Source organism: Streptomyces sp. NPDC014733 (assembly GCF_043083385.1).
In the GTDB taxonomy this organism is placed as follows: domain Bacteria; phylum Actinomycetota; class Actinomycetes; order Streptomycetales; family Streptomycetaceae; genus Streptomyces.
On the sequence record NZ_JBIBYO010000008.1, the window covers coordinates 238,362 to 259,864 of the forward strand.

The window sequence follows — 21,503 nt, forward strand, 5'->3', positions numbered from 1 at the left end:
GGAGCAGGATCTTCCATGGACGACCTCGTGGTGGTGGGCGCCGGCCCCTACGGACTCTCGATCGCCGCGCACGCGGCGGCGGCCGGGCTGCGCCCACGGGTCCTGGGCCGGCCGATGGCCGCGTGGCGGGACCACATGCCCGGCGGCATGTACCTCACCTCCGCGCCCTGGTCGTCGGACCTGTCCGACCCGGCGGGCACGCACACCCTGGCGGCGTACTGCGCACAGGCGGGCATCCCGGTGCGGGAGGGGGTGCCGCTGCCGGGCACCGTGTTCACCGCGTACGGCCGGTGGTTCGGCGAGCGGGCGGTGACGTCGGAGGTGGAGGAGCGGGCGGTCACCGCGGTGCGGCCGGACGGCGGCGGCTTCCTGGTGGAGTGCGCGGACGGGGAGCGGATCCGGGCCCGTACCGTCGCGCTGGCGGTGGGCGCGGTGCCGTTCGCGCGCCGCCCGGAGCCGCTGAACGGGCTGCCCGCCGCGCTCGCCTCGCACAGCAGCGACCACCGCGATCTGTCCGGGTTCGCCGGGCGGGACGTGACCGTCGTGGGATGCGGTCAGTCGGCGCTGGAGACGGCGGTGCTGCTGGCCGAACTGGGCGCGCGGGCCCGGGTCGTGGCGCGCGCCGGGCGGATCCGCTGGGAGGCCGCGCCGCCGCACCTGGACCGTCCGTTCCCGGCCGCGCTGCGCGCCCCGCACAGCGGGCTGGGCGCAGGCTGGGCGCACTGGCTGCGGGCCGAGCTGCCCTGGGCGGTGCGGTGGCTGCCGGCGGCGGCCCGGGGCCCGGGGGCGGCGCAGCCGCCGCGGCCGGCCGGGGCCTGGTGGCTGCGGGACCGGTTCGAGACCGCCGTCCCGGTGCTGACCGGCCACCGGGTGCGCGCCGCGGTCCCCGGGGACGGCGCCGTCCGGATCGAACTGGCCGCCGCCGACGGCCGGTCCACGGTGGTGGAGACCGAGCATGTGATCGCGGCGACCGGGTTCGTCCCCGATCTGCGGCGGCTGCGGCTGCTCGATCCGCGGGTGCGCGAGGGGCTGCGGACCGTGCGGCCCGGCCGGGCGCCCGAGCTGAGCGGGCTCTTCGAATCGTCCTGGCCGGGGCTGTTCTTCGCGGGTCCGCTGGCCGCGGCGTCGTTCGGCCCGGCGATGCGCTCCGTCTACGGCACGGCGTTCACCGCGGGGCGGCTGCTGCGCGGGGTGCGGCGGCGGCTGGGCCGGGGGCCGGGCAGTCTGGCGATCCCGCGTCCGGCGCCGGGCCGTGCCGCGCCCGCCGCACCGCCCCGGGAGCGGACGCCGTGCGGCGCGGCGTACGCCGACGAGGCGGCGCAGCCCGCCGGCTGACGGCGCACGACCGATTCTGCGCGCCCTGGTGCCGCCCCCGTACGCCGGGCGGCGCCGGGGCGTTTCCGGTGTTCCGCCCCGGTGTCAGCGGCACCGGTCGACGGCCTCGATGGTGCGGGCCGCCTCGCCCAGGGCGGCGCGCAGCACGACCGGGTCGGTGGCGTCGCCGTACGCGCCCCCGGGCGGCACCAGCCAGCCGCTCCCGGTCACCGGCGGCTCCGGCGCGCCGCGTCCGGCGGCGGACCCGCGGCCGGACGTCCGGGTGCAGGCGCTGCCGGGCAGGTCCCAGCGTTCGGCGGTCCCGGCGGGCACCAGGAAGCCGAGGGTGTGGCAGGGGCCGTCGTGCAGGACCGGGCCGACGCCGTCGCGCAGCCGCAGGATGTCGACGGCCTCGAGTCCCTGCCGGGCGGGCACCGTGACGAGGTCGCAGAACGGGGCGTGATCGGGCGGCGCCCCCGCCCCGGCGCACCTCGTGCCGCCCTCGCCCACACCGGACTTCCGCACGGAAAACCCCTCCTCCTGAACTGCTGGGTATCGACACCGTGTCCAACGGTGCGCCCCGTCAACAGCTACGGCGCCGGACCGCCGCAAAGGATGGCAGTTCATGGCGGATCGTGGGTGAGATATCCGGTTTGTAGCCATACCGTCCGTATCGGTTCCGTCACAGTCGGTACGGTCGTCCCGCCGCTCCGCCAGGAAGCGGCCTCGCCACAGAGATGGCACGGAGAGGGCACGGAGAGGTCCGCCATGGCGTCGCCAGCAGCGCATTCAGCGTCGTCCCGCACCGTCCCCGCCCGTCCGAACACCGCCTTCCGGCAGCTGCGCGGCAAGCTGTCGCCGGGCGAGTTCGCGGCGGCGGTCCGACGGTCCGCCCGTGAAATCGGCGAGCAGGTCTCGTGCGACGCCCGCTACGTGGGCCGCGTCGAGTCCGGGGAGATCCGCTGCCCGAACTACGCGTACGAGCGCGTGTTCCGGCACATGTTCCCCGGGCTGTCGCTGTCCGACATGGGCTTCGCGGCGCGCGAGGCGGTACGCGGACGGGGGGCGCGTACGGCGGCGGTGAGCGCCGCGCCCCTGGCACCCGAACCCGACCACCGCGATACCTGTATCCAGAGCTGCGAGGAGAGCGACGTGCTGCGTCGCGCGTTCATCACCGGCGGCCCGGCGGCCGCCCTGGGCATCGCCGCCCCACCCGCCTTCGCCGTCCCCGCGCCCCGGCCGTCCCCCGGCGGCCGTCCCGGCGCCGCCGAGGCCACCGCCCTGGAGGACGCGGTCCGGCGGATCCGGCTGCTCGACGACCGGCACGGCGCGGACGAGATCTACCACCGCGCGACGGTGCCGCTGCACTCCGCCTACGCACTGCTGGACGCGGGCGCGGAGCGGAGCGCGGTCGCCGACCGGCTGCACCGCGGCGCCGGGGAACTGGCGCTGTCCGTCGGCTGGCTGGCGCACGACTCGGGCCGCTTCGAGGACGCCCGCTCGCACTACGCCGAGGCGCTGGCCACCGCCCGGGTCTGCGCCGACGCCGCGCTGGAGGCGCACGCGTTCTGCAACGCCGCCTTCCTCGCCCGGGACGCCGGACGCCCGCGCGAGGCGGTCCGCGCGGCGCAGGCCGCTCAGCGGGCCGCGCGGTACCTCGCCTCGCCCCGGCTCCGGTCGCTGCTGGCGCTGCGGGAGGCGGGCGGGCTGGCGCTGCTCGCCGACCGCTCCGGCTGCGAGCGCGCGCTCTCCCGGGCCCGGCGGTTCTTCGGGAGCGGGCCCGGCGACCACGACCCGGAGTGGATGAGCTTCTACGGGGAGGCCGAGTTGGAGGGCCTGGAGGCGCAGTGCTGGGCGGCGCTGGGCGACGGGGGGCGCGCGGCGACGCACGCACGCCGTGCGGTGGCGCTCCAGAAGCCGCACTTCACCCGGAACATCGCGCTGTTCACGGCGGAGCTGGCGGCCGATCTGGCGGCCGACGGGTCGCCCGAGGAGGCGGGCGCCGCCGGGAGCCGGGCGCTGCGGCTGCTCGGTCAGGTGAAGTCGTCACGGATCCGCGCGATGCTCGACTCCACCGCCCGCACGCTGCGGCCGCGCCGCTCCCTCCCGGAGGTCGCCGCCTTCCTGGAACGGCACGCGGCGCTCCGGGCGCCCCGTCAGATCCGCTGACCCGCCACGGGGCCGGGCACCGTCAGCCCAGGTGCCCGGTGTCGTTCCAGCGCTCGATGGCGGGCTCGCCGTAGGCCCACCCCAGGACCGACAGGGAGGTCGGGTCGAGGCGGATGCGGGCGGCGAACGAGACGTCCAGGCCGAGCCAGCGGGCGCCCAGGGAGCGCAGGATGTGGCCGTGCGCGAAGACCAGCACATCGCGGTCGGCGGCGCGCGCCCAGTCGATGACGCGGTCGGCCCGCGCGGCGACCTCGGCGAGCGTCTCGCCCTCGGGGACGCCGTCGCGCCACAGCAGCCAGCCGGGCTGCCGCTCCTTGATCTGTGCGGGCGTCAGCCCCTCGTACGCGCCGTAGTCGACCTCCATGAGGGCGTCCCACTCCTCGGCGCGGTCGCCGAAACCGGCCAGCTCGCAGGTCTCCTCGGCGCGCCGCAGCGGGCTGGTGCGCACCTCGACGCCGGGCAGGCCGTCCCAGGGCGCGCGGTGCAGCCGCTCACCCAGGAGCTTCGCGCCGGTGCGCCCCTCTTCCAGGAGCGGGATGTCGGTGCGGCCGGTGTGCCTGCCGGAAAGGGACCACTCGGTCTGTCCGTGCCGGGCCAGGAGGATGCGCGCTGCCATGGGGGCCGTACCTCTCGCCGATCTCTCGGCTGCTCGTTGCGGTGGTGCGGGTCGTGCGGATGACACCGCGGGGTGCGCGGCGGCGTCGCCGTACGGGCGGGCGCGGGCACGGCACCGGGCCCGCGCGCCCCGCGGAATTCCATCATCGCGTACCGGGCCCGCCGGGGCCGGGCCGCCCCGGGCGGGACCGGCGCGGAGCAGTCAGCCATACAGCGTATGGTGGACGGTCGCCGGATCCACCGGCGGGGCAGTGCGGTGGCCACCGCACCCGAGAAGCACGACGAAGAAGGTGCGCGATGGTGAGCGCAACGCCCCGCACGGCGGCCCGGCCCGGCCGCCCCCGGTGGTGGACCGAACTCCCGCTCCTGGCAGCGGTGTACGCCGCGTACTCCGCGGGCCGCCTGCTGGCCCGGGGCGACGTCTCCGCCGCCACCGGGCACGGCACCGCCCTCCTGCGGGCCGAACGGGCCCTCCACCTCACCCCGGAACCGGCGCTGAACCGGCTCTTCACCGGGGCCCCGGTGGTCGGCGTCCCCGCCGCGTACGCCTACGCGGCGCTGCACTACGTCGTCACCCCGGCGGTCCTGGTGTGGCTGTGGCGGCGGCGCCCCGCGCACTACCGGGTGGCCCGCAGCCGGCTGCTGACCGCCACCCTCATAGGGCTGATCGGTTTCACCCTCTTCCCGACCGCGCCGCCGCGGCTGCTCGACGCCGGGCAGGGCTTCGTGGACGGCATGGCGCACTACGCCGGCTACGGCTGGTGGGGCGCCGAGGCGAGCGCGCCGCGCGGTCTGGGCGGGCTGACGAACCAGTACGCGGCGATGCCGAGCCTCCACGTCGGCTGGGCGCTGTGGTGCGGGGTGGTCGTGTGGCGGCTGGCCGACTCCCGGGCGGCGCGGGCGCTCGCCGTGGCCTATCCGGTGGCCATCGCCCTGGTGGTGATGGGCACCGCCAACCACTACCTGCTGGACGTGCTGGCGGGCGTGGCCGTCATGGGGCTGGGCGCCTGGCTCACCGGCCCGCTGCTCCGGCTCGTCGACGCCGCGCGCGCCCGCGGTACGCGTCCGGGCGGCGCACCGGAAACGGACGGCCCCGCCCGGGAGGCCCCGGCGGCGGCCCGGCGGCGCCGGACCCGGCGTGGCGCCACCGGGCGGAGCGGGACGGCCGGGGACGTTGTCGGTGGCGGATGCGAGACTTCGCCGGGTGAACGTTTTCCGCGACAGCCGACCCGCGGCGGACGCCTCCCCGAGCGCCCGGCCGACGCCGTCCCCGAGCCTGCGGCAGCGCCTCACTGAGCTGCGCGGTCCGGGCATACGCCCCCGCGCGCTCGACGCCCGGGCGCTCGCCGCGCTGGCCGCCAACCCGGGCTGCCGCCGCCGTGCGCTGCTGGACGGCGCGGGCGTCGACAAGGCCGCGCTCGCCCAGGCCCTCGGCTCCCCCGCGGCCCACGGCCAGTCCCGGTTCGCCCTCGCCCGGGGCAACAGCTTCGAGGCCCGGGTCAAGGCGGACGGCGGCGCCGAGCTGCTGCGGCTGCTGCACGCCCGGCTGCCGTCCGGCACCCCCGCGCCCGAGGAGGGCGAAGTCGCCGCGCCGGACCTGTCCGCCGCCGGTCCCGAGGGCCGGGCCGCCCGTACGGCGCTGGCGCTGCGGGAGGCCACGGCGGCCGGCGGCTGGACGCTGCTGGACCACCCGCTGCTCGCGGTCGACGTCGCCGGTTCGCCCGCCTATGTGGAGCCGGATGCGGTGGTGGTCCGCCCGGACGGCGTCTGGACGGTCGTGGAGATCAAGTCCTTCCCGATGATCGACGGCGCGGCGGACGCCGCCAAGGTGGGCGCGGCGGCCCGGCAGGCGGCGGTCTACGTCCACGCCCTGGAGGGCGTCGCCGCGCAGGTCACCGCCCACGGGGAGCGTCCGGCCCGGGTAGGTGAACGGGCGCTGCTGGTCTGCCCGCAGGACTTCTCCAACCTCCCCACGGCCGCCGCCGTCGACATCCGCAAGCAGCTCGCCACCACCCGGCGGCAGCTGGCCCGCCTCACCCGGGTCGAGGAGATCGCCGCCGCGCTGCCCCCGGACACCACCTTCGACCTGCGCCTCGCCGACGACGGCCGGACGGCGACCCGCCCCGCGGACGAGCTGGCCGACGCCGTCGAAACGGTCGACGCGGCGTACGCGCCCGAGTGCCTGGCCGCCTGCGAGCTGGCGTTCCACTGCCGCGGCCGCTCCCGCGAGCAGGGCGCCGTGGAGACCCTGGGCCGCGGCGTCCGCGGCGAGCTGGGAGCGCTGCGCACCATCGAGGAGGTGCTGGCCGCCGCCGGTGCGCCCGCGGCGGACGGCCCCGGATGCGGCGCCGCCCCGGAGCCCGGGCCGCGGGGCGAGGGCCCCGGCGACGCCGACCCGGCCCTCGCCGCGCTGCGCCGCGCCGCCCGGTTGCGCGCCGAGGCGCTGGCCGCCGCCGCGCCGCCCGTGCCCGTCCCCCGTACCGCCCCCGGAGCGGAGGATCCGGTATGCCGCTGATCGAGACCCTGGCCCGGATGGAGGCGGCGGCCGCCGGTGCGGCCCGCCCCCTCACCACCGTCCGCCACCGCCATCTCTCCGACCGCCCCCTGGTGTGCGTCCCGCTGACGACGGCGGGCGAGGCCGGCGCGCCGCTGGGCGCCCTGGTCGGCACGGACCGCGAGCGGCCGCTCCTGCTGACGGTGGCACAGCCCCGCGACCGCGATCTGCGGTTCGCCTTCCTCGCCGAGCTGGCCGACGCGGTCCTGCCGTATCTGGACGGCTTCGCCGACGCCGTCGGCCACGAGGAGCGCAAGGAGACCGACCCGGAGACCGGCAGGAAGGTCACCGTCCAGGTCGAACTGTGCGCCGACGCCCCGCAGCTGCTCGTGCCGTCCGCCGCGGGCGCCGCGTACATGCGGCTGCTGGGCCGTTCGACGCGGTTCCGGCGGACGGCCGAGCAGGACCCCGAGGCGCCGTACCCCGCGCCGCCCCGGGTGCCGCTGCTGGGCCGCTGGCTGACCCACCTCGGCGAGCGCGCCCGGGTGCCCGGTTCCTGCCTGCTGCTCTCCATGACGGAGCTGCTGTCCCGTCACTGGGCGACGGGCCAGAGCGCCCTGGAGGACCAGCACCTGGGCGCGCTGCTCGCCTGGATCGACCCGCCCGCCGGCCACTCCGGCCGGGCCGCCGCCGAGCGCGCGGAGTCGGCGCGCGGCCCGGACGGCATCCTGCACTGCCCGCCCGCCGGCCCCGCCACCGACCCGGCCTTCGACAACACCCTGCTGGCGCCCGCGATGGCCCGGTACGACACGGGCACGCCCGGCGCCGCCGAGGAGCTGCGCGAACTGATCGGCGGTCAGCTGCGGCCCACCTGGGACGCGGTCTGGCGCGGCTTGGACCTGCTGCGTGCCCTGCCGCCCGGCGACCACGTCACCGACCGCTGGAAGCGCGACCGCTGGTCGTACACCGCCCACCGCGACCGGGTGCGCGCGGGCGAGCCGCCGCAGCCCAAGCGGGACGACGCGGTCACCGCCGCCCGCAAGCTCGCTTCCCGGGAGACCGCCCAGGCCCAGCTGGACGCCCAGGAGGCGCTGGACGACCCGCTGGTGATGGCCGGGCGGCGGCTGGCCGGGGAGGCGTTCGCCGGGGAGGTCACCGCCGTCGAGGAGGCGTTCTCCGAGGGCCCGCGCCCGATGCCGCGCCCCCTGGTGACGCTGCGCACCACCGACACCCCGCTGCTCACCGACGGCGCCCGGCTGCACCGCCCGCTGCCCGGCGGCAAGGCGCAGAGCGCGGTGTTCGTGGCGTACGCGGACGGGGCGGCGGGCAGCCTGACCGTGCGGCTCACCGGCGGCATGGGGCGCGGCAAGGTGCCCGCGCCCGGTTCGGTGCCCGAGCCCGGTGAGACGGTGTGCTGGACGCTGTTCGAGCACGCCCCGCGCGGCGGCCCGCAGCTGCCGGAGCCCGAGGACACCCCGTGGACGCACGGCGGCCCGCCCGCCACCGCACCCGAGGGGGACGCCCCCGACCCGATGACCCCGGAGGACTTCCTGTGACCGGCGCCCCGTGGACGGCGCGCGCGGCCCCCGGGCCGGGTGGCCCCGAGCCGTTCGACCCGGGCGCGGCGGCCACCGCCGCGACGGACGCGATCCTCCACGACACCCTGCACAGCACCCGCCCCGGCGTGGTCGTCGACTCCCCGCCGGGCGCCGGCAAGTCCACCCTGGTGGTCCGCGCGGCCCGGGAGCTGGCCGCGGCCGGGCGCCCGCTGATGATCGTCGCGCAGACCAACGCCCAGGTGGACGACCTGGTGCTGCGCCTCGCCGAGAAGGACCCGCAGCTGCCGGTCGGGCGGCTGCACGGCAGCGAGCCGGGCACCGTCGACCCGGCGCTCGCCGCGCTGCCCGAGGTCCGCGCCTCCGCGAAGATCGGCGACCTCGCCGGGATGGACGTCGTCGTCTCCACCGCCGCGAAGTGGGCCCACACCAAGGTCGAGGAGGGCTGGCGGCACGCGATCGTCGACGAGGCGTACCAGATGCGCTCGGACGCGCTGCTGGCCGTCGCCGGGCTCTTCGAACGGGCGCTGTTCGTCGGCGACCCGGGGCAGCTGGACCCGTTCAGCGTGGTCGGCGCCGAGCAGTGGGCCGGTCTCGCGTACGACCCGTCGTCCAGCGCCGTCGCCACGCTCCTGGCCCACAACCCGGACCTGCCGCAGCACCGGCTGCCGGTCTCCTGGCGGCTGCCCGCGTCGGCGGCGCCGCTGGTCTCCGACGCGTTCTACCCGTTCACCCGCTTCCGCAGCGGCACCGGCCCCGGCGACCGGAGCCTGGCGTTCGGGACGGCGGGTGACGGCTCGGGCGTCGACCGCGTCCTGGACGAGGCCGCCGCGTCCGGCTGGGGCCTCCTGGAGCTGCCCGCCCGGCACACCCCGCGCACGGATCCGGAGGCGGTACGGGCGGTGGCGCTGGTGGTGCGGCGGCTGCTGGACCGCGGCACGGTGGCCACCAGCGAGCGCGGCCCGGATCCGGAGCCGGTGACGGCCGCCCGGATCGCGGTCGGCACCGCCCACCGCGACCAGGCCGCCGCGGTCCGCGCGGCCCTGGCCGAACTGGGGGTGGGCGGCGTCGTGGTCGACACCGCCAACCGCCTCCAGGGCCGCGAGTACGACGTCACGGTGGTGCTCCACCCGCTCTCCGGACGCCCCGACGCCACCGCCTTCCACCTGGAGACCGGCCGCCTGTGCGTCCTCGCCTCCCGCCACCGCCACGCCTGCGTCGTGGTCTGCCGGGCGGGCGTCGCCGAGCTGCTGGACGCGCACCCGTCGACGGATCCGGTGCAGCTCGGCGTCACGGTGAAGTTCCCGGACGGCGGGGAGGCGCACCACGCCGTGCTCGCCCGGCTCGCGGAGCACCGGGTGGGGTGGCGGCCGTGACGGCGCCGCGGGCGGCGGGCGGTCCGGAGGCGGGCGGGCGCCGTGTGCGGTGGTCCCGCCCCCTTGCGCGGCGCGGGAGAATGGAATGCGGCACTCGAACCCTGGAGGTATGTCCATGTCCGAGCCGCGACCGGCTCCCGACCCGCGCGGCGCGGCGCCCCGGCGCATGCGGCCCGCGCCGCTGCTCTTCGAACCGCCCGAGGCCACGGCGGACCCCGAGCACTTCTTCGACCTGGAGTCGATAGCGGATCCGCACGAGCTGCTGGGCCGCTCCACGGAGCTGGCGCTCGCCTTCCGCGCCGCCGCCGACCGGGCGACGGAGTTCCAGGCGCTGGCCGCCGCGCAGCTCGCCGACCCCAAGCGCTTCGACCGCCTGTCGCCGGCGGCGCTCGCCGAGCGCGCGGAGTGGACGGAGGACTACGCCCGCAAGATGGTCGAGTTCGGCCGGAGCCTGATGCGCGACGGCGCCGCCCGCCCCGACGGCGGGGACTGACCGGCGCGGCCGCGGGCCGGGCGCACCGGGCGGACCGGTGCCGGGCCCGGCCGGCGGGGACCGGGGCGGGACCGAGGCCGGGCCGGGGGCGACCGCCCCGTACGGGCCACCCGCAAGGCTCCGGGAACGCCCCGCGGGACCCGTCCGGCGGGGGCTCACCATGAGCCCACGGCATATGCGCGAGGGGAAGATACTCCCTACCGACCCGTAGTGTCCCGGTTTCGGAAATCCACCGCCAAGACCCCCGCGCGTCGGTAGACCTGTCCCCATGAGCGACTGGCAGTCCGACACCTCCTCCGCCCCGGCGTCCCCGGGTTTCCCCACCGCCTCGTACGTCACCCTGGCCGGCGCCGACTGGCTGGCCTCCGCCAGCACGCGTCCGGGGGCCGTGCGCACGCTGTGGGCGCAGCGGCCCGCCGCGCCGAGCGTGCTGCCGTGCGGCACCGCCTTCGACGTGATCAACGCGCCCGCGCTCTTCGGCCGCCGGATGGTCGACCGGCTCTGGTCGGACGGCCCCGGCTCCGGCCCCGTCGCCGCCCACCAGGGCCGGATCCTGCTCTTCGCCGCCCCCGGCACCGCGCAGCGGCTGCCCGCACTGCTGGAGTGGGAGGAGTGGGCGGCCGCCGTGCCGCCGCTGCTGTGCCACGGCAGCGGGGACGCGGTGACCGTCCCGCCGCTGCACCCGGGCGCCGACCCGGCGGACGGCGCCGCACCGCCCGCCACCCGGTGGCTGGTCGCCCCCGACGTCCGCTCCCCCTGGCTGCCGGGGCCCGACGTCCTGCTGTGGGCCTGTGTGCGCGCCGCCCGCGCGGAGACCGGCGCCGGGTACGCCACGGTCCCCGATTACCCGGTCCGGGCGGCCGCCGGCCGGGCCCCGGAGCGGGCCGCCACCGCGCTGACCTCCCGCTGAGCGTCCGGCCGCCGGGCCGCCGATTTTTGCGCTCCCTCTTCCGGGTGCTAAGGTCTTCCACGTCAGCAGGCGCCGCTAGCTCAGTTGGTTAGAGCAGCTGACTCTTAATCAGCGGGTCCGGGGTTCGAGTCCCTGGCGGCGCACAGACAGACAAGGCCCTCACTTCGGTGGGGGCCTTCGTCGTGCGTGCGGGGCGCGCCTGCGGGGGCGGCTCAGGCGCGGGTGACCCGGACCGTCCAGTCGCCCGAGGGCGTGCGTCCCTCGACCTCCACCCGTACGCCGTCGGCGGCGTCGCGCAGGCTCTCGCCCACGCCGAGCGGGGCGTCGGCGAGCGGCGGGTGGACGGAGGTGCCGGCGCAGGCGGAGGTGGCCGGGTGGCCGTCGAGGACCTGGACGGGGCCGGAGCCGGAGGCGACGGTGGAGCGGACGCGGTAGACGAGGACGCCCTCGCGGCAGAGCGTCCGGTCGTTGCCGCTCGCGTCGCGCGCCTCGACGGCGAGGGCGGTGTCCCGCCCGGTGCGGACCACCAGGAGCCGGGAGCGGCGTTCGTCGCCGGGCTCCATGGGGGCGGACAGCGGGCGCAGGGTGTGCCAGCCTGCGCCGGTGAGTCCGGCGCAGTCGACCTGGTTGTCGGTCAGCCAGCCGAGCTTCCACCGGTGCCAGCCGAACGGGTCGGGGGCCAGTCCGAACTGGCTGCCCATGAGGTCCCAGTCCCCGACGTAGGTGTCCCAGTCGCCCTTGCCGCGCTCGGGGCGGTGGTAGAGGTCCGGCAGGTCGAAGACGTGGCTGGTCTCGTGGGCGAGGACGTTGCGGTCGGGCGGGTTCTGCTCGAAGACCGTGACGAAGCGCCGCAGGTCGGTGTGGTCGGCGTGCATCGGCTGGTCGAGGTTGACGACCTTGGTGGCGTCGGAGTCGACGCCGGGGGCGTCCGGGTCGGCGACGAAGTAGACGATGTCGTAGCGGCTGTAGTCGATCGTGGGGTCGGCGGCGGCGACCGCGTCGCGGAGGTAGGCCGCCCGGCTGCCGGCCGCCCAGTCGCGCCGTATCCCGTAGTCGGTGGAGCGGTGCGGCATCCGTACCCACTTCCGATGGAGGTGCGGGCGGAGCCGGAACTTGCCGTACGAGGCGCGGTCGAAGAAGCGGGAGGTGGCCGGGAAGTAGTTCCGGGCGAGTTCGCCCGCTCCGGCGACGGGGGTGGAGTCGGGGAACGAGAGGAAGATCATCACCGCGTCGAGGGTGCCGCGCGGGCGGGGGTAGGCGGAGTTCCAGGTGTCAAGGCCCTCGGAGTGATGGGCGTCGGTGCGGCCGAGGGCGCAGGAGAGCGTGGCCTCCGAGGCGGTCGCGGGACCGGCGACGATGGAGGTCGCTATGAGTGCGGTCAGCGAGGTCGCGACCGCGACGAGGCGGCGCAGCCGACGCGGTTCGGCCCTGTCGGGCGTCTGGGGGCGCACCACATCGACCTCCGGGGGCGGGATTCGGACACCCCTCCCACCCTGTGATGCTTTAAAGCTGTTCGTCCTGTTTCCGCGGCCAGAGGAGTGAGCGGCGCCCCACCGCTGCTCCGTCACGGAACGTCACACGCGCCCCTCGCGGTGATTCCGGTGGACTCCGGCGAACACAGCCGGGCAGAAATGGCTGAACTTCCGTCACCCGTGCCGATGATCACGGCGCTGTCGCTGGCTCGCCCGCCGCAGCAGCCTCTATGATCGCCACACTTTCCAGCGCGGATTCCCCCTCCGTCACGAGACCAGCGCCATGCGGGAGCGAGCAGTGAGCGGACACCCCGACAGGCCGGGCCGCACGCCCGGAGTGACGCTTCCCTCCGTGACGGAGCGTAAGGGTACGACCAACGAATCCGGCGTACGGGCCGAGCGCACCACGGGCCGTCTCCCTGCGCTGGCCCACGAGGGCCCGGCCACGGCATTCGGCGACTACCGCGCCGCGTTCCACACCGCCCGGCTGCCGATGGCCCTGCTGGACGGCGACGGCCTGGTCATCGCGGCCAACCCCGCCTTCGGCGAACTGCTCGGCACCGACCCCGCGCGGCTCGCCTCGGCCGCCGCCGCGGACCTCACCGACCTCGGCTCCGACCCGCGGCTGTGGACCGCCTACCGCGAGGTGCTGTGCGGCCGCAGCGACCGGCTGCGCTGCACCCGCCGCCTCAAGCACCCGGCGGGCCAGACCCTCTGGGTGGAGGTCGGCGTGGAGCCGCTGCCGGACGGCGAACGGTTCCTGCTGACCGTCGCCGACAGCAGCGACCGGCACGATCTGCTGGCCCGGGTGCGGCATCTGCAGATGCACGATCCGGTGACCCGGCTGCCCAACCGCGCGCTCTTCTTCGAGCGGCTGTCATCGGCGCTGGAGGCCGCGTCGTTCGAGCCGTCGGGGACCGGCCGTATCGGCCTGTGCTACCTCGACCTCGACGGTTTCAAGGCCGTCAACGACACTCTCGGGCACCGCGTCGGCGACCGGCTGCTGAGCGCGGTGGCGCAGCGGCTGAGCCGGTGCGCGGAGCGGGCCGGCGCCCGGGGCGACGATCCCTCGCGCGGCCATCTGGTGGCCCGGCTCGGCGGTGACGAGTTCGCGCTGCTGGTGGAGAACTCCACCGGCACCGACCAGGTGGCGGAGCTGGCGCAGTGCGCGCTGGACGCCCTTCAGCAGCCGTTCGACCTGGCCGGGCAGCGGCTGTCGGTGTCGGCCAGCATCGGCGTGGTCGAGCGGACCGCGGCGGGCACGACGGCCACCGGTCTGATGCAGGCGGCGGACACCACGCTGTACTGGGCCAAGGAGGACGGCAAGGCGCGCTGGACGCTCTTCGACCCCGAGCGCAATGCGCACCGGATGACCCGTCAGGCGCTGTCCAGCACGCTGCGTCCGGCCGTGGACCGCGGCGAGTTCACGTTGGAGTACCAGCCGCTGGTGGGGCTGGGCGACGGGCGGGCGGAGGGCGTGGAGGCGCTGGTGCGCTGGCGGCATCCGCAGTTCGGCACGCTGGCGCCGAATCGGTTCATCGCCCTGGCCGAGGAGAACGGTTCCATCGTCGAACTGGGCCGCTGGGTGCTGGAGACCGCCTGCCGTCAGGCCCGCGCCTGGCAGCTGGAGCGGCCCGCCGCCCGGCCGCTCTTCGTCAGCGTCAATGTGGCCGTACGGCAGGTCTGGGACTCCGACCTCGTCGCGGACGTGGCCGGGATCCTCGCGGCGACCGAGCTGCCGCCGGAGCTGTTGCAGCTGGAGCTGACGGAGTCGGCGGTGATGGGTTCGGCCGGCCGGCCGCTCCAGGCGCTGCAGGCGCTGAGCGACATGGGCGTCCGGATCGCCATCGACGACTTCGGCACCGGCTACTCCAACCTCGCCTACCTCAGCCGGCTGCCGGTCTCCGTCCTGAAGCTCGACGGCTCGTTCGTCAGCGGTTTCCGGTCACAGGAGCATCCGAATCCGGCCGATGAAACGATCGTGGAGGCGCTGGTCGCGCTGGCGCACCGGCTCGGGCTGACGGTCACCGCGGAGTGCGTGGAGAGCGCCGAGCAGGCGGCGCGGCTGCGGCGGATCGGCTGCGACACCGGCCAGGGCTGGCTCTACGCCCGGCCGCTGGCCCCGGAGCGGATCACCGCCCTGCTCGACGCGGACGGCCGCACCGACGACCTCTGACCGCGGCCCCGTACCGGCTGTGTGCGGGGCCACGGGGACGCGGGCGGGCGCCGGGCGGCGGTACGCCCATGGCGCCGCGTCAGCCGCGCGGCAGCCCGTACGCGTCGGCGATCAGCTCGTAGGAGCGCAGCCGGGTGGCGCCGCCGTGGGCGTTGGCGGTGAGCATCAGCTCGTCGGCGCCGGTGCGCTTGGCGAGGTCGTCGAGGCCCTGACGGACGGCGTCGGGGGTGCCGTGGACGATGGTGGCGAGCCAGTTGTCGACGAAGTCGCGCTCATGGGAGTTGTACGGATACGCCGCGGCCTCCTCGGGGCTCGGCACCAGGCCGGGGGCGCCGGTGCGCAGCCGGAGCATGGAGAGCGCGCCGGTCATCACCTGGCGGCGGGCCTCGCGCTCGTCCTCGGCGGCGAGCGCCGCGACGCCGATCAGCGCGTACGGCTCGGCGAGCACCTCGGAGGGGCGGAAGGAGGCGCGGTAGAGGTCGAGGGCGGGCACGGTGTTGGCGGCCGAGAAGTGGTGGGCGAAGGCGAACGGCAGGCCCAGGGTCCCGGCCAGCCGGGCGCTGAAGCCGGAGGAGCCGAGGAGCCACAGCGGCGGCCGGTGCGCGGACTGCACACCGCCGGGCGAGGTCGCCTGGACGGGCCCGGGGACCGCGTGGATCCGGGCGTACGGGTGGCCGTCGGGGAAGGTGTCGTCCAGGAAGCGGGTCAGCTCGGACAGCTGCTGCGGGAATTCATCCGCCCCCTCGTGCAGCCGCTCCGTGCGGCGCAGGGCCGCGGCGGTGGCGCCGTCGGTGCCCGGGGCGCGGCCGAGGCCGAGGTCGACGCGGCCGGGGGCCATCGCCTCCAGGGTGCCGAACTGCTCGGCGATGACCAGCGGCGCGTGGTTGGGCAGCATCACGCCGCCGGAGCCGAGGCGGATGCGGTCGGTGTGCGCGGCGAGATGGGCCAGCAGCACGGCCGGGGAGGACGAGGCGACGCCGGGCATGGAGTGGTGTTCGGCGACCCAGTAGCGGTGGAAGCCGCGGCGCTCGGCGAGCCGGGCGAGGTCGACGGCGGTGCGGACGGCGTCCGTCGCGGAGCTGCCCGCGCCGACCGTCACGAGGTCGAGTACGGACAGCGGGACGGGCGCATCGCCTCGGGCGGTGCCGCGGATCTCGTCGGGCTGCTGCTGGTCGTTGTCGCCGCTCACGGGCGGGGCCTCCTCGCTTCGCCGGTCTGCCGCCACGTCAACCGGATGCATTCTCCGGTTATTCCCGGACCCGGTTCCCCCGTTCCCGTGAATCCACCCCTGGGGGACGCGGCGGTGCCCCCGGCCCGAGGGCGGCCGGGGGCACCGGAGGCGTACCGGGCGGCGGCGCCGCGCACCGCTCCCGGTGGGCGCCCGCCGCCTCAGCCTTCCCAGTGGGCGGCGGCGGTGAAGAGCGTGCCCAGGGCGGGGCGTTCGACGGTGCGGCCCAGCAGGCGCAGGCCCTCCCAGACCGTCACCTGATTGGCGGTGAGGACCGGCTTGTCCAGCTCGGTTTCGAGGTCCTGGAGGTACGCCGCGGTGTGCAGGGCGGTGTCCGGCAGCAGGACCGCCTCGGCGGCGGGATGGTCGCCCGCCCGGGCCATCGCCAGCACCTCGTCGCGGCCCCAGGTGCCGACCTCGGCGGCGGTGACGATGCCGCTCCCCCGGGTGGCGACGACCTCGGTGCCGGACGCCTTCAGGAAGGCCCGGAACAGCTCCGCGACATCGGTGGGGTAGGTCGCGGCGACCGCGACGCGGCGCAGCCCGAGCGCCCGGACCGCGCGGGTGAAGGCGAAGGAGGTGCTGGACGCCGGCAGCCCGGCGGTGGCGGACAGCTCCCGGGCCTGTTCCTGGGCGCCCTCCCAGCCGAAGACGAAGCTGGCGCTCGTACAGGCCCAGACGACCGCCTCGGCGCCCAGGGCGCGCAGCTCGTCGACGCCGGCGGCGAGCCGCGCCGCCGACCCCATCTCCAGCAGCGCGTCCACCCGGTGGGCGTCCTCGCCGATGTCGGTGTGGACCAGCGGCAGCGCGATGCCCTCACCGAGGAGGGCGGCGAGGCGGGGGTAGTCGTCCTCGGCGGAGTGGCCGGGGTAGAGGAAGCCGACCGTGGTCATGCGGTTCTCCCTTGGCTGGGGGTTCGGGGCAGGGGGCGGGGCAGGCGCGTGGGCGGGGCCGGACGGCGCGCGGGCCGTGGTCCGCGCGCCCGGGGGCCGCTCAGGGTTCAGTGGCGGGTGCCGCCCCGTCGGGCCCGCGCTTTTCGCGTGCGGCCCTCCGCGGGGCCGGCGCCCGGCGGCTCACCGGTCGGAGCCGTACGGGCGGCATCGGGCGTGGCGGCGGGGTCGGGCCCCGGCGGGACCTCCGGGGCGGTCTCCGTCGGCGTGTCCGGCCGGGTGCCGGGCACCTCCGGGGCGGGCGGTGCGGACGGGGCGGGCGGCGTCGGCGTCATCCCGGCGGGGCCGGCGCGGGCCACCGGGTCCAGCAGCGCCTGGTACGACCCGACCGCCCGGACGCCGATCGCCCGCAGCGCCGCCCAGAGCGTGACCTGGTTGGCCGAGACCACCGGCATCCGCAGCTCCGCCTCCAACTGGGGGATGGCGTCGTACGTCGGAAGGTTGGTGCAGCTGATGAAGAGGGCGTCGGCGCCTTCGCCCACCGCGGTGCGGGCCATGGCGACGACGTCGCGGTAGGGAACCTGCCAGATGTGCCGGGTCAGGCCGAGGTAGGCGCGCCCGGTGACCGTGATGCCCGCCTCGCCGAGGAACTCCTCCAGGGAGTCGGTGACCGACCGCGTGTACGGCGTGACCACGGCGACGTGCCAGGCGTCCAGTTCCCGCAGCGCCTCGATGAGCGCGCCCGAGGTGGTGAGGGAGGGGACCGCGCCCGCCTGGACCATGGCCGCCGTCATCGCCCGCTCGCCCGCGAGCCCGCCGACGAAACTTCCGGACGTACAGGCATAGGCGATGACCTGCGGGGAGACCGCGCTCAGCGCCTCGACGGCGGCGCGCAGCGTTTCGTGTTCGCTGACCATACGGGCCAGGTCGAGGCTCACCTCGACGGGGACGAACGGGGTACGGGTGAGATGGAGGGACACGTCGTCCGGTACCCAGCGCCACAGCTCACGGTCGAGGGCGAAGTCGAACGGTGCGACGACGCCCACGCCGAGCTGGGGCTGCGGGCCACCGAGGAAGGAGACGTCCATGTAAGCCCCTAGGAGAACGAAGGGCAGTGGCCAAACGGTGGCCAGAGAGGAAGGGAGCAGCCGGTTACGAGCCGGGACGTCGGAACAGTGCCGTTGTTGACACGGTAGATACGACTTCTTAGCGTGGTCAATCCTCACATCTCCGACATTCCTCGGCCTCCTGTCGTTCCGTCGCCCCCGGCCCGCCTCCGCCCTCCCACCGGCCTGCCTCCGCTCGCCGCCGTACGCTGCCCGTGGGGGCCCGTCCGCCCCGCCGACCCCGCCCGGTACACGTCTCAGAACGGTTCTGGCCCATGTCCGAAAGCACCGAAAGCACCGTTCTCGTCCTGGGTTCCGACCCGCCGCCGAAGCTGGACCGGCTCACCGGCCGGGCCCGGGTGGTGCAGGCCGACCCGGCCACGCTCGCCGACCGGCTGCGCACCGCCGATGTCCTGCTGGCCTGGGACTTCACCTCCGATGCGATCCGCGAGGCATGGCCGGTCGAGGGGCCGCGGCCCCGGTGGGTGCACACCGCGAGCGCCGGGGTGGACCGGCTGCTGTGCCCGGCGCTGGTCGCCGACGACACGCTGGTGACCAACGCCCGCGGCGTCTTCGAGCAGCCGATCGCGGAGTACGTCGCCGGGCTCGTCCTGGCCATGGCCAAGGATTTTTACGGGAGTTGGGAGCTCCAGCGGCAGCGGCGCTGGCGCCACCGCGACACCCGGCGGCTCGCCGGGACACACGCCGTGGTGGTCGGCTCGGGCCCCATCGGCCGGGCCGTCGGCACCACCCTCCAGGCGCTCGGCGTCACCGTCGATCTGGTGGGCCGCCGGGAGCGCACCGGCGATCCGCAGTTCGGCACGGTGCGGGCGTCCGAGGCGCTGCACCCGCTGCTGGGCGGCGCCGACTGGGTCGTCTGCGCGGCGCCGCTGACCGACGCGACCCGCGGCCTGTTCGGCCCGGCGGCGTTCGCCGCGACGCGCCCCGGGTGCCACTTCGTCAACGTCGGCCGAGGCCCCCTCGTCGACGAGGACGCGCTCGTCGCGGCGCTGCGCTCCGGGCATCTCGCCGGCGCCGCCCTCGACGTCTTCCAGCAGGAGCCGCTGCCGCCGGACAGCCCGCTGTGGGAGACGCCGGGGCTGATCGTCTCGCCGCACATGAGCGGCGACGCACTGGGCTGGCGCGAGGCGCTGGCCGAGCAGTTCGCGGACAACTTCGACCGCTGGGCGGCCGGTGAACCACTGGAGAACGTCGTCGACAAACGGCTCGGCTACGTCCCGGTGCGCTGACCCGGGCCCGTCCGCCCCCGGCGCCCGGCCCGCCGAGCGCCCGTCGCCATCCGCCCCCGCCCCGCCACCGGGGCGGCCGCCCGACCGGAGGACGCCCCATGACCGCACCGAACCGGCTCGCCACACTCTCGGCCCGGCAGCTCACCGACGGGTACGCCGCCGGTACGTTCTCGCCCGTGGAGGCGGTCACCGCCACGCTGGAGCGGGCTGGGGCCGCGCAGGAGCGGACCAATGCCTTCGCCCTGATCGACGCCGAGGGGGCCATCGCCGGGGCCCGCGCCGCCGAGGAACGCTGGCGCGCCGGGTGCCCGGCCGGGCCCGTCGACGGAGTCCCCGTGACCGTCAAGGACCTGCTGCTCACCCGGGGCAGCCCGACCCTGCGGGGCTCGCTGACGCTCTCCCCGGACGGCGCGGCGTGGGACGAGGACGCGCCGTCGGTGGCCCGGATGCGGGAGGCGGGCGCGGTGTTCCTCGGCAAGACCGCCACCCCGGAGTTCGGCTGGAAGGGCGTCACCGACAGCCCGCGGGGCGGCGTGACGGGCAATCCGTACGACCCCTCGCGCACCTGCGGCGGCTCCAGCGGCGGCAGCGCGGCGGCGCTCGCGCTGGGCGCCGGGCCGCTCAGCCTGGGCACCGACGGCGGCGGCTCGGTCCGTATCCCCGCGTCGTTCTGCGGCGTCTTCGCACTGAAGGGGACGTACGGGCGGGTGCCGCTGTACCCGGCGAGCCCGTTCGGGACGCTGTCGCACGTCGGGCCGATGGCGCGGGACGCGGCGGACGCGGCGCTGATGCTGGACGTGATCAGCGCGCCCGATCCGCGCGACTGGTCGCACCTGGGGCCGCCCGCCGGCTCGTTCCAGGCGGCCCTGGCGGAGCCGGTGGCCGGACTGCGGGTGGCGTACAGCCCGGCGCTCGGCTGGGACGTGCCGGTCGCGCCGGACGTGGCGGCGGCGGTGCGCTCGGCGGCGGAGACGCTGGAGTCGCTGGGGGCGCACGTCGAGGAGGCCGATCCGCCGATCGCGGACCCGGTGGAGGCGTTCCACGTGCTGTGGTTCAGCGGGGCGGCGCGGGTGGTGGAGCATCTGGACCCGGCCGGGCGGGAGCTGCTGGACCCGGGGCTCGCGGAGATCTGCGCCCTCGGCGCCCGGTACGGCGCGCTGGACTACCTCGCCGCCGTCGACACCCGGATGGCGCTCGGCACCGCGATGGGCCGCTTCCACACCACGTACGACCTGCTGGTGACGCCGACCGAGCCGATCACGGCGTTCGCGGCGGGCGCCGAGGTGCCGCCCGGCTCCGGGCTGGAGCGCTGGACGGGGTGGACGCCGTTCACCTATCCGTTCAACATGACGCAGCAGCCCGCCGCGTCGGTCCCCTGCGGCGTGGACCGCGACGGACTGCCGATCGGCGTCCAGCTGATCGCCGCCCGCCACGAGGACGCGCTGGTGCTGCGCGCGGCACATGCGCTGTACGAGGCGGGGGTGGCGAAGATTCCGGCGGCCTGGTGAGGGCGCGGGGCGTGCGGACCGGGGCGCGCGGACCTCTTGCGCGCGCCCGGCTCGCCCGCCCCGCGCCGTTCCGCCTCTACGCCCGGCGGAAGCTCAGGCTCTCCCCCACCGCACCGGCCCGCCACAGGTCCTGGCAGGCGTCGGCCATCCGGTCGAGCCCCTCGACGACGGTGCCCCAGACGATGCCCGGGACCCAGCCCGCGTCACCGTTGATGAGCAGGTTGTTGCGTTCGTAGAAGAGCGCGAGATCGACGACGGTGGGCCGGCCGTGCGCCTCGGACTCGGCGGCGTAGCCGTACGAGGAGGTGCCCAACTCGGTGCCGCTGAAGGTGAAGTAGCACAGGTCACCGGGGATCGGGGTGATCGTGGGGTTCTCCAGCGGGGGTTCCTGCGCGGCGAACGGCGCGAGGAGCGTGTAGATCTCGTTGCGGGCGTACTTGGCGTGGTACACGTCGCCGCCCAGCGGCAGCGCGTCCCAGACGGCGGCGCAGGTGAGCGGCGCGCGGTCGTCGAGCAGCCGGGCGGTGCAGTGGACGCCGCGCTTGTCCAGCGAGACGTCGAGGTAACGGTCGGCCATGAGGGCCTCCTTCGGTCCGTGAGATGCCGGGCGCGGTCCGCGGGGCGGCGCGGGGTGCTCGCCGCGCGGGGCCTCGCGGATGCGCCCCGCGGCAGGCCCTACCGCCTGCCTATCCGCCGCACCGCCCGGAATCCGGGAGGGCGGCGCCGGGCGAATCGGTGAATTCCGCCCGGCCCGCGGAAAACCCCCGCCGACCGGCCCGGCGACGTACCGGCCCACACCGCCGCACACGGCCGCCAATCACCCGCACAGTTCTCGATACGACGTATCCGGCACTCTCACCGTAGGCGGTGATAAGGGAATTACGCCACGTCCGGGCGACAGTTCCGTCCAGGGCCGGAAACAATCGGCATACATTCGAACAGTTCG

At 76.2% G+C, this 21,503-nt stretch carries 18 protein-coding genes and 1 tRNA gene; 12 read left to right on the forward strand and 7 right to left on the reverse strand.

Translation table 11 applies throughout. The features are described 5' to 3' along the window. The first annotated feature begins 15 nt into the window (after nt 1-15). Entirely contained in the window at nt 16-1,335 is a 1,320-nt protein-coding gene (locus tag ACF1BH_RS20285; protein WP_391643965.1) for an NAD(P)-binding domain-containing protein, read from the forward strand. A gap of 84 nt (nt 1,336-1,419) precedes the next feature. Here ACF1BH_RS20285 and ACF1BH_RS20290 read toward each other — a convergent pair whose 3' ends face one another. Further along, nucleotides 1,420-1,839 (reverse strand): hypothetical protein, encoded by a 420-nt coding sequence (locus ACF1BH_RS20290; protein ID WP_391643967.1) that lies wholly within the window; start codon nt 1,837-1,839, stop codon nt 1,420-1,422. 243 nt (nt 1,840-2,082) lie between these two features. Here ACF1BH_RS20290 and ACF1BH_RS20295 point away from each other — a divergent pair, with 243 nt between their 5' ends. Then, nucleotides 2,083-3,483 (forward strand): tetratricopeptide repeat protein, encoded by a 1,401-nt coding sequence (locus ACF1BH_RS20295; protein ID WP_391643969.1) that lies wholly within the window; start codon nt 2,083-2,085, stop codon nt 3,481-3,483. Nucleotides 3,484-3,505: 22 nt separating this feature from the next. On the opposite strand, the gene ACF1BH_RS20300 is transcribed toward ACF1BH_RS20295, so the two are convergent. Continuing rightward, on the reverse strand, nt 3,506-4,099 hold the full coding sequence (locus tag ACF1BH_RS20300) for a histidine phosphatase family protein (RefSeq protein WP_391643971.1): 594 nt from the start codon (nt 4,097-4,099) through the stop codon (nt 3,506-3,508). A 296-nt stretch (nt 4,100-4,395) separates the two neighbouring features. Between ACF1BH_RS20300 and ACF1BH_RS20305 the strand changes: the two genes are divergently transcribed. The 7 genes from ACF1BH_RS20305 (at nt 4,396) to ACF1BH_RS20335 (ending at nt 11,070) form a co-directional block, all read left to right on the forward strand. After that, the gene (locus tag ACF1BH_RS20305) at nt 4,396-5,394 is read left to right on the forward strand and encodes a phosphatase PAP2 family protein (RefSeq protein ID WP_391643973.1); all 999 of its coding nucleotides are present in this window, start codon (nt 4,396-4,398) and stop codon (nt 5,392-5,394) included. Continuing rightward, complete coding sequence (locus ACF1BH_RS20310) at nt 5,303-6,613, forward strand: hypothetical protein (RefSeq protein WP_391643975.1); 1,311 nt, start codon at nt 5,303-5,305, stop codon at nt 6,611-6,613. Before ACF1BH_RS20305 ends, ACF1BH_RS20310 begins: the two co-directional genes overlap by 92 nt. Then, nucleotides 6,604-8,148: a hypothetical protein gene (locus tag ACF1BH_RS20315; RefSeq protein ID WP_391643977.1), complete on the forward strand. Its 1,545-nt coding sequence runs from the start codon at nt 6,604-6,606 to the stop codon at nt 8,146-8,148. Before ACF1BH_RS20310 ends, ACF1BH_RS20315 begins: the two co-directional genes overlap by 10 nt. After that, the gene (locus ACF1BH_RS20320) at nt 8,145-9,524 is read left to right on the forward strand and encodes an AAA domain-containing protein (protein ID WP_391643979.1); all 1,380 of its coding nucleotides are present in this window, start codon (nt 8,145-8,147) and stop codon (nt 9,522-9,524) included. Before ACF1BH_RS20315 ends, ACF1BH_RS20320 begins: the two co-directional genes overlap by 4 nt. Before the next feature lie 115 nt (nt 9,525-9,639). Continuing rightward, nucleotides 9,640-10,017, forward strand: a complete 378-nt coding sequence (locus ACF1BH_RS20325) for a hypothetical protein (protein WP_391643981.1) — start codon at nt 9,640-9,642, stop codon at nt 10,015-10,017. Between the two features lie 268 nt (nt 10,018-10,285). After that, nucleotides 10,286-10,927: a bifunctional DNA primase/polymerase gene (locus tag ACF1BH_RS20330; protein WP_391643983.1), complete on the forward strand. Its 642-nt coding sequence runs from the start codon at nt 10,286-10,288 to the stop codon at nt 10,925-10,927. Nucleotides 10,928-10,996: 69 nt separating this feature from the next. Then, nucleotides 10,997-11,070: transfer RNA gene (locus ACF1BH_RS20335), tRNA-Lys, on the forward strand. 69 nt (nt 11,071-11,139) lie between these two features. Here the strand turns inward: ACF1BH_RS20335 and ACF1BH_RS20340 are convergent. Then, complete coding sequence (locus tag ACF1BH_RS20340) at nt 11,140-12,381, reverse strand: M6 family metalloprotease domain-containing protein (RefSeq protein ID WP_391643985.1); 1,242 nt, start codon at nt 12,379-12,381, stop codon at nt 11,140-11,142. A 370-nt stretch (nt 12,382-12,751) separates the two neighbouring features. Here ACF1BH_RS20340 and ACF1BH_RS20345 point away from each other — a divergent pair, with 370 nt between their 5' ends. Further along, nucleotides 12,752-14,575, forward strand: coding sequence for a putative bifunctional diguanylate cyclase/phosphodiesterase (locus ACF1BH_RS20345; RefSeq protein WP_391643987.1), 1,824 nt, complete (start codon nt 12,752-12,754; stop codon nt 14,573-14,575). Between the two features lie 79 nt (nt 14,576-14,654). Here ACF1BH_RS20345 and ACF1BH_RS20350 read toward each other — a convergent pair whose 3' ends face one another. The 3 genes from ACF1BH_RS20350 to ACF1BH_RS20360 form a co-directional block, all read right to left on the reverse strand. Beyond that, nucleotides 14,655-15,764 carry an LLM class flavin-dependent oxidoreductase gene (locus ACF1BH_RS20350; RefSeq protein ID WP_391643989.1) on the reverse strand — a complete coding sequence of 370 codons (1,110 nt, stop codon included), beginning with the start codon at nt 15,762-15,764 and terminating at the stop codon, nt 14,655-14,657. Between the two features lie 200 nt (nt 15,765-15,964). Continuing rightward, the gene (locus ACF1BH_RS20355) at nt 15,965-16,696 is read right to left on the reverse strand and encodes a decarboxylase (RefSeq protein WP_391643991.1); all 732 of its coding nucleotides are present in this window, start codon (nt 16,694-16,696) and stop codon (nt 15,965-15,967) included. Nucleotides 16,697-16,803: 107 nt separating this feature from the next. Continuing rightward, complete coding sequence (locus ACF1BH_RS20360; protein ID WP_391643993.1) at nt 16,804-17,781, reverse strand: decarboxylase; 978 nt, start codon at nt 17,779-17,781, stop codon at nt 16,804-16,806. Between the two features lie 293 nt (nt 17,782-18,074). Here ACF1BH_RS20360 and ACF1BH_RS20365 point away from each other — a divergent pair, with 293 nt between their 5' ends. Together ACF1BH_RS20365 and ACF1BH_RS20370 are read left to right on the forward strand one after the other, a co-directional pair. Further along, complete coding sequence (locus ACF1BH_RS20365; RefSeq protein ID WP_391643995.1) at nt 18,075-19,049, forward strand: D-2-hydroxyacid dehydrogenase; 975 nt, start codon at nt 18,075-18,077, stop codon at nt 19,047-19,049. A 98-nt stretch (nt 19,050-19,147) separates the two neighbouring features. Then, the gene (locus ACF1BH_RS20370; protein ID WP_391643997.1) at nt 19,148-20,557 is read left to right on the forward strand and encodes an amidase; all 1,410 of its coding nucleotides are present in this window, start codon (nt 19,148-19,150) and stop codon (nt 20,555-20,557) included. A 76-nt stretch (nt 20,558-20,633) separates the two neighbouring features. On the opposite strand, the gene ACF1BH_RS20375 is transcribed toward ACF1BH_RS20370, so the two are convergent. Further along, nucleotides 20,634-21,134, reverse strand: a complete 501-nt coding sequence (locus ACF1BH_RS20375) for a DUF3830 family protein (protein WP_391643999.1) — start codon at nt 21,132-21,134, stop codon at nt 20,634-20,636. Between the last annotated feature and the right edge of the window lie 369 nt (nt 21,135-21,503).

Bases quoted from the DNA above. Each gene is read 5' to 3' on its own strand.
- ACF1BH_RS20285 (WP_391643965.1), top strand. From the start codon at position 16: ATGGACGACCTCGTGGTGGTGGGCGCCGGCCCCTACGGACTCTCGATC.
- ACF1BH_RS20295 (WP_391643969.1), top strand. From the start codon at position 2,083: ATGGCGTCGCCAGCAGCGCATTCAGCGTCGTCCCGCACCGTCCCCGCC.
- ACF1BH_RS20300 (WP_391643971.1), bottom strand. From the start codon at position 4,099: ATGGCAGCGCGCATCCTCCTGGCCCGGCACGGACAGACCGAGTGGTCC.
- ACF1BH_RS20305 (WP_391643973.1), top strand. From the start codon at position 4,396: ATGGTGAGCGCAACGCCCCGCACGGCGGCCCGGCCCGGCCGCCCCCGG.
- ACF1BH_RS20315 (WP_391643977.1), top strand. From the start codon at position 6,604: ATGCCGCTGATCGAGACCCTGGCCCGGATGGAGGCGGCGGCCGCCGGT.
- ACF1BH_RS20325 (WP_391643981.1), top strand. From the start codon at position 9,640: ATGTCCGAGCCGCGACCGGCTCCCGACCCGCGCGGCGCGGCGCCCCGG.
- ACF1BH_RS20330 (WP_391643983.1), top strand. From the start codon at position 10,286: ATGAGCGACTGGCAGTCCGACACCTCCTCCGCCCCGGCGTCCCCGGGT.
- ACF1BH_RS20355 (WP_391643991.1), bottom strand. From the start codon at position 16,696: ATGACCACGGTCGGCTTCCTCTACCCCGGCCACTCCGCCGAGGACGAC.
- ACF1BH_RS20360 (WP_391643993.1), bottom strand. From the start codon at position 17,781: ATGGACGTCTCCTTCCTCGGTGGCCCGCAGCCCCAGCTCGGCGTGGGC.
- ACF1BH_RS20365 (WP_391643995.1), top strand. From the start codon at position 18,075: ATGTCCGAAAGCACCGAAAGCACCGTTCTCGTCCTGGGTTCCGACCCG.
- ACF1BH_RS20370 (WP_391643997.1), top strand. From the start codon at position 19,148: ATGACCGCACCGAACCGGCTCGCCACACTCTCGGCCCGGCAGCTCACC.
- ACF1BH_RS20375 (WP_391643999.1), bottom strand. From the start codon at position 21,134: ATGGCCGACCGTTACCTCGACGTCTCGCTGGACAAGCGCGGCGTCCAC.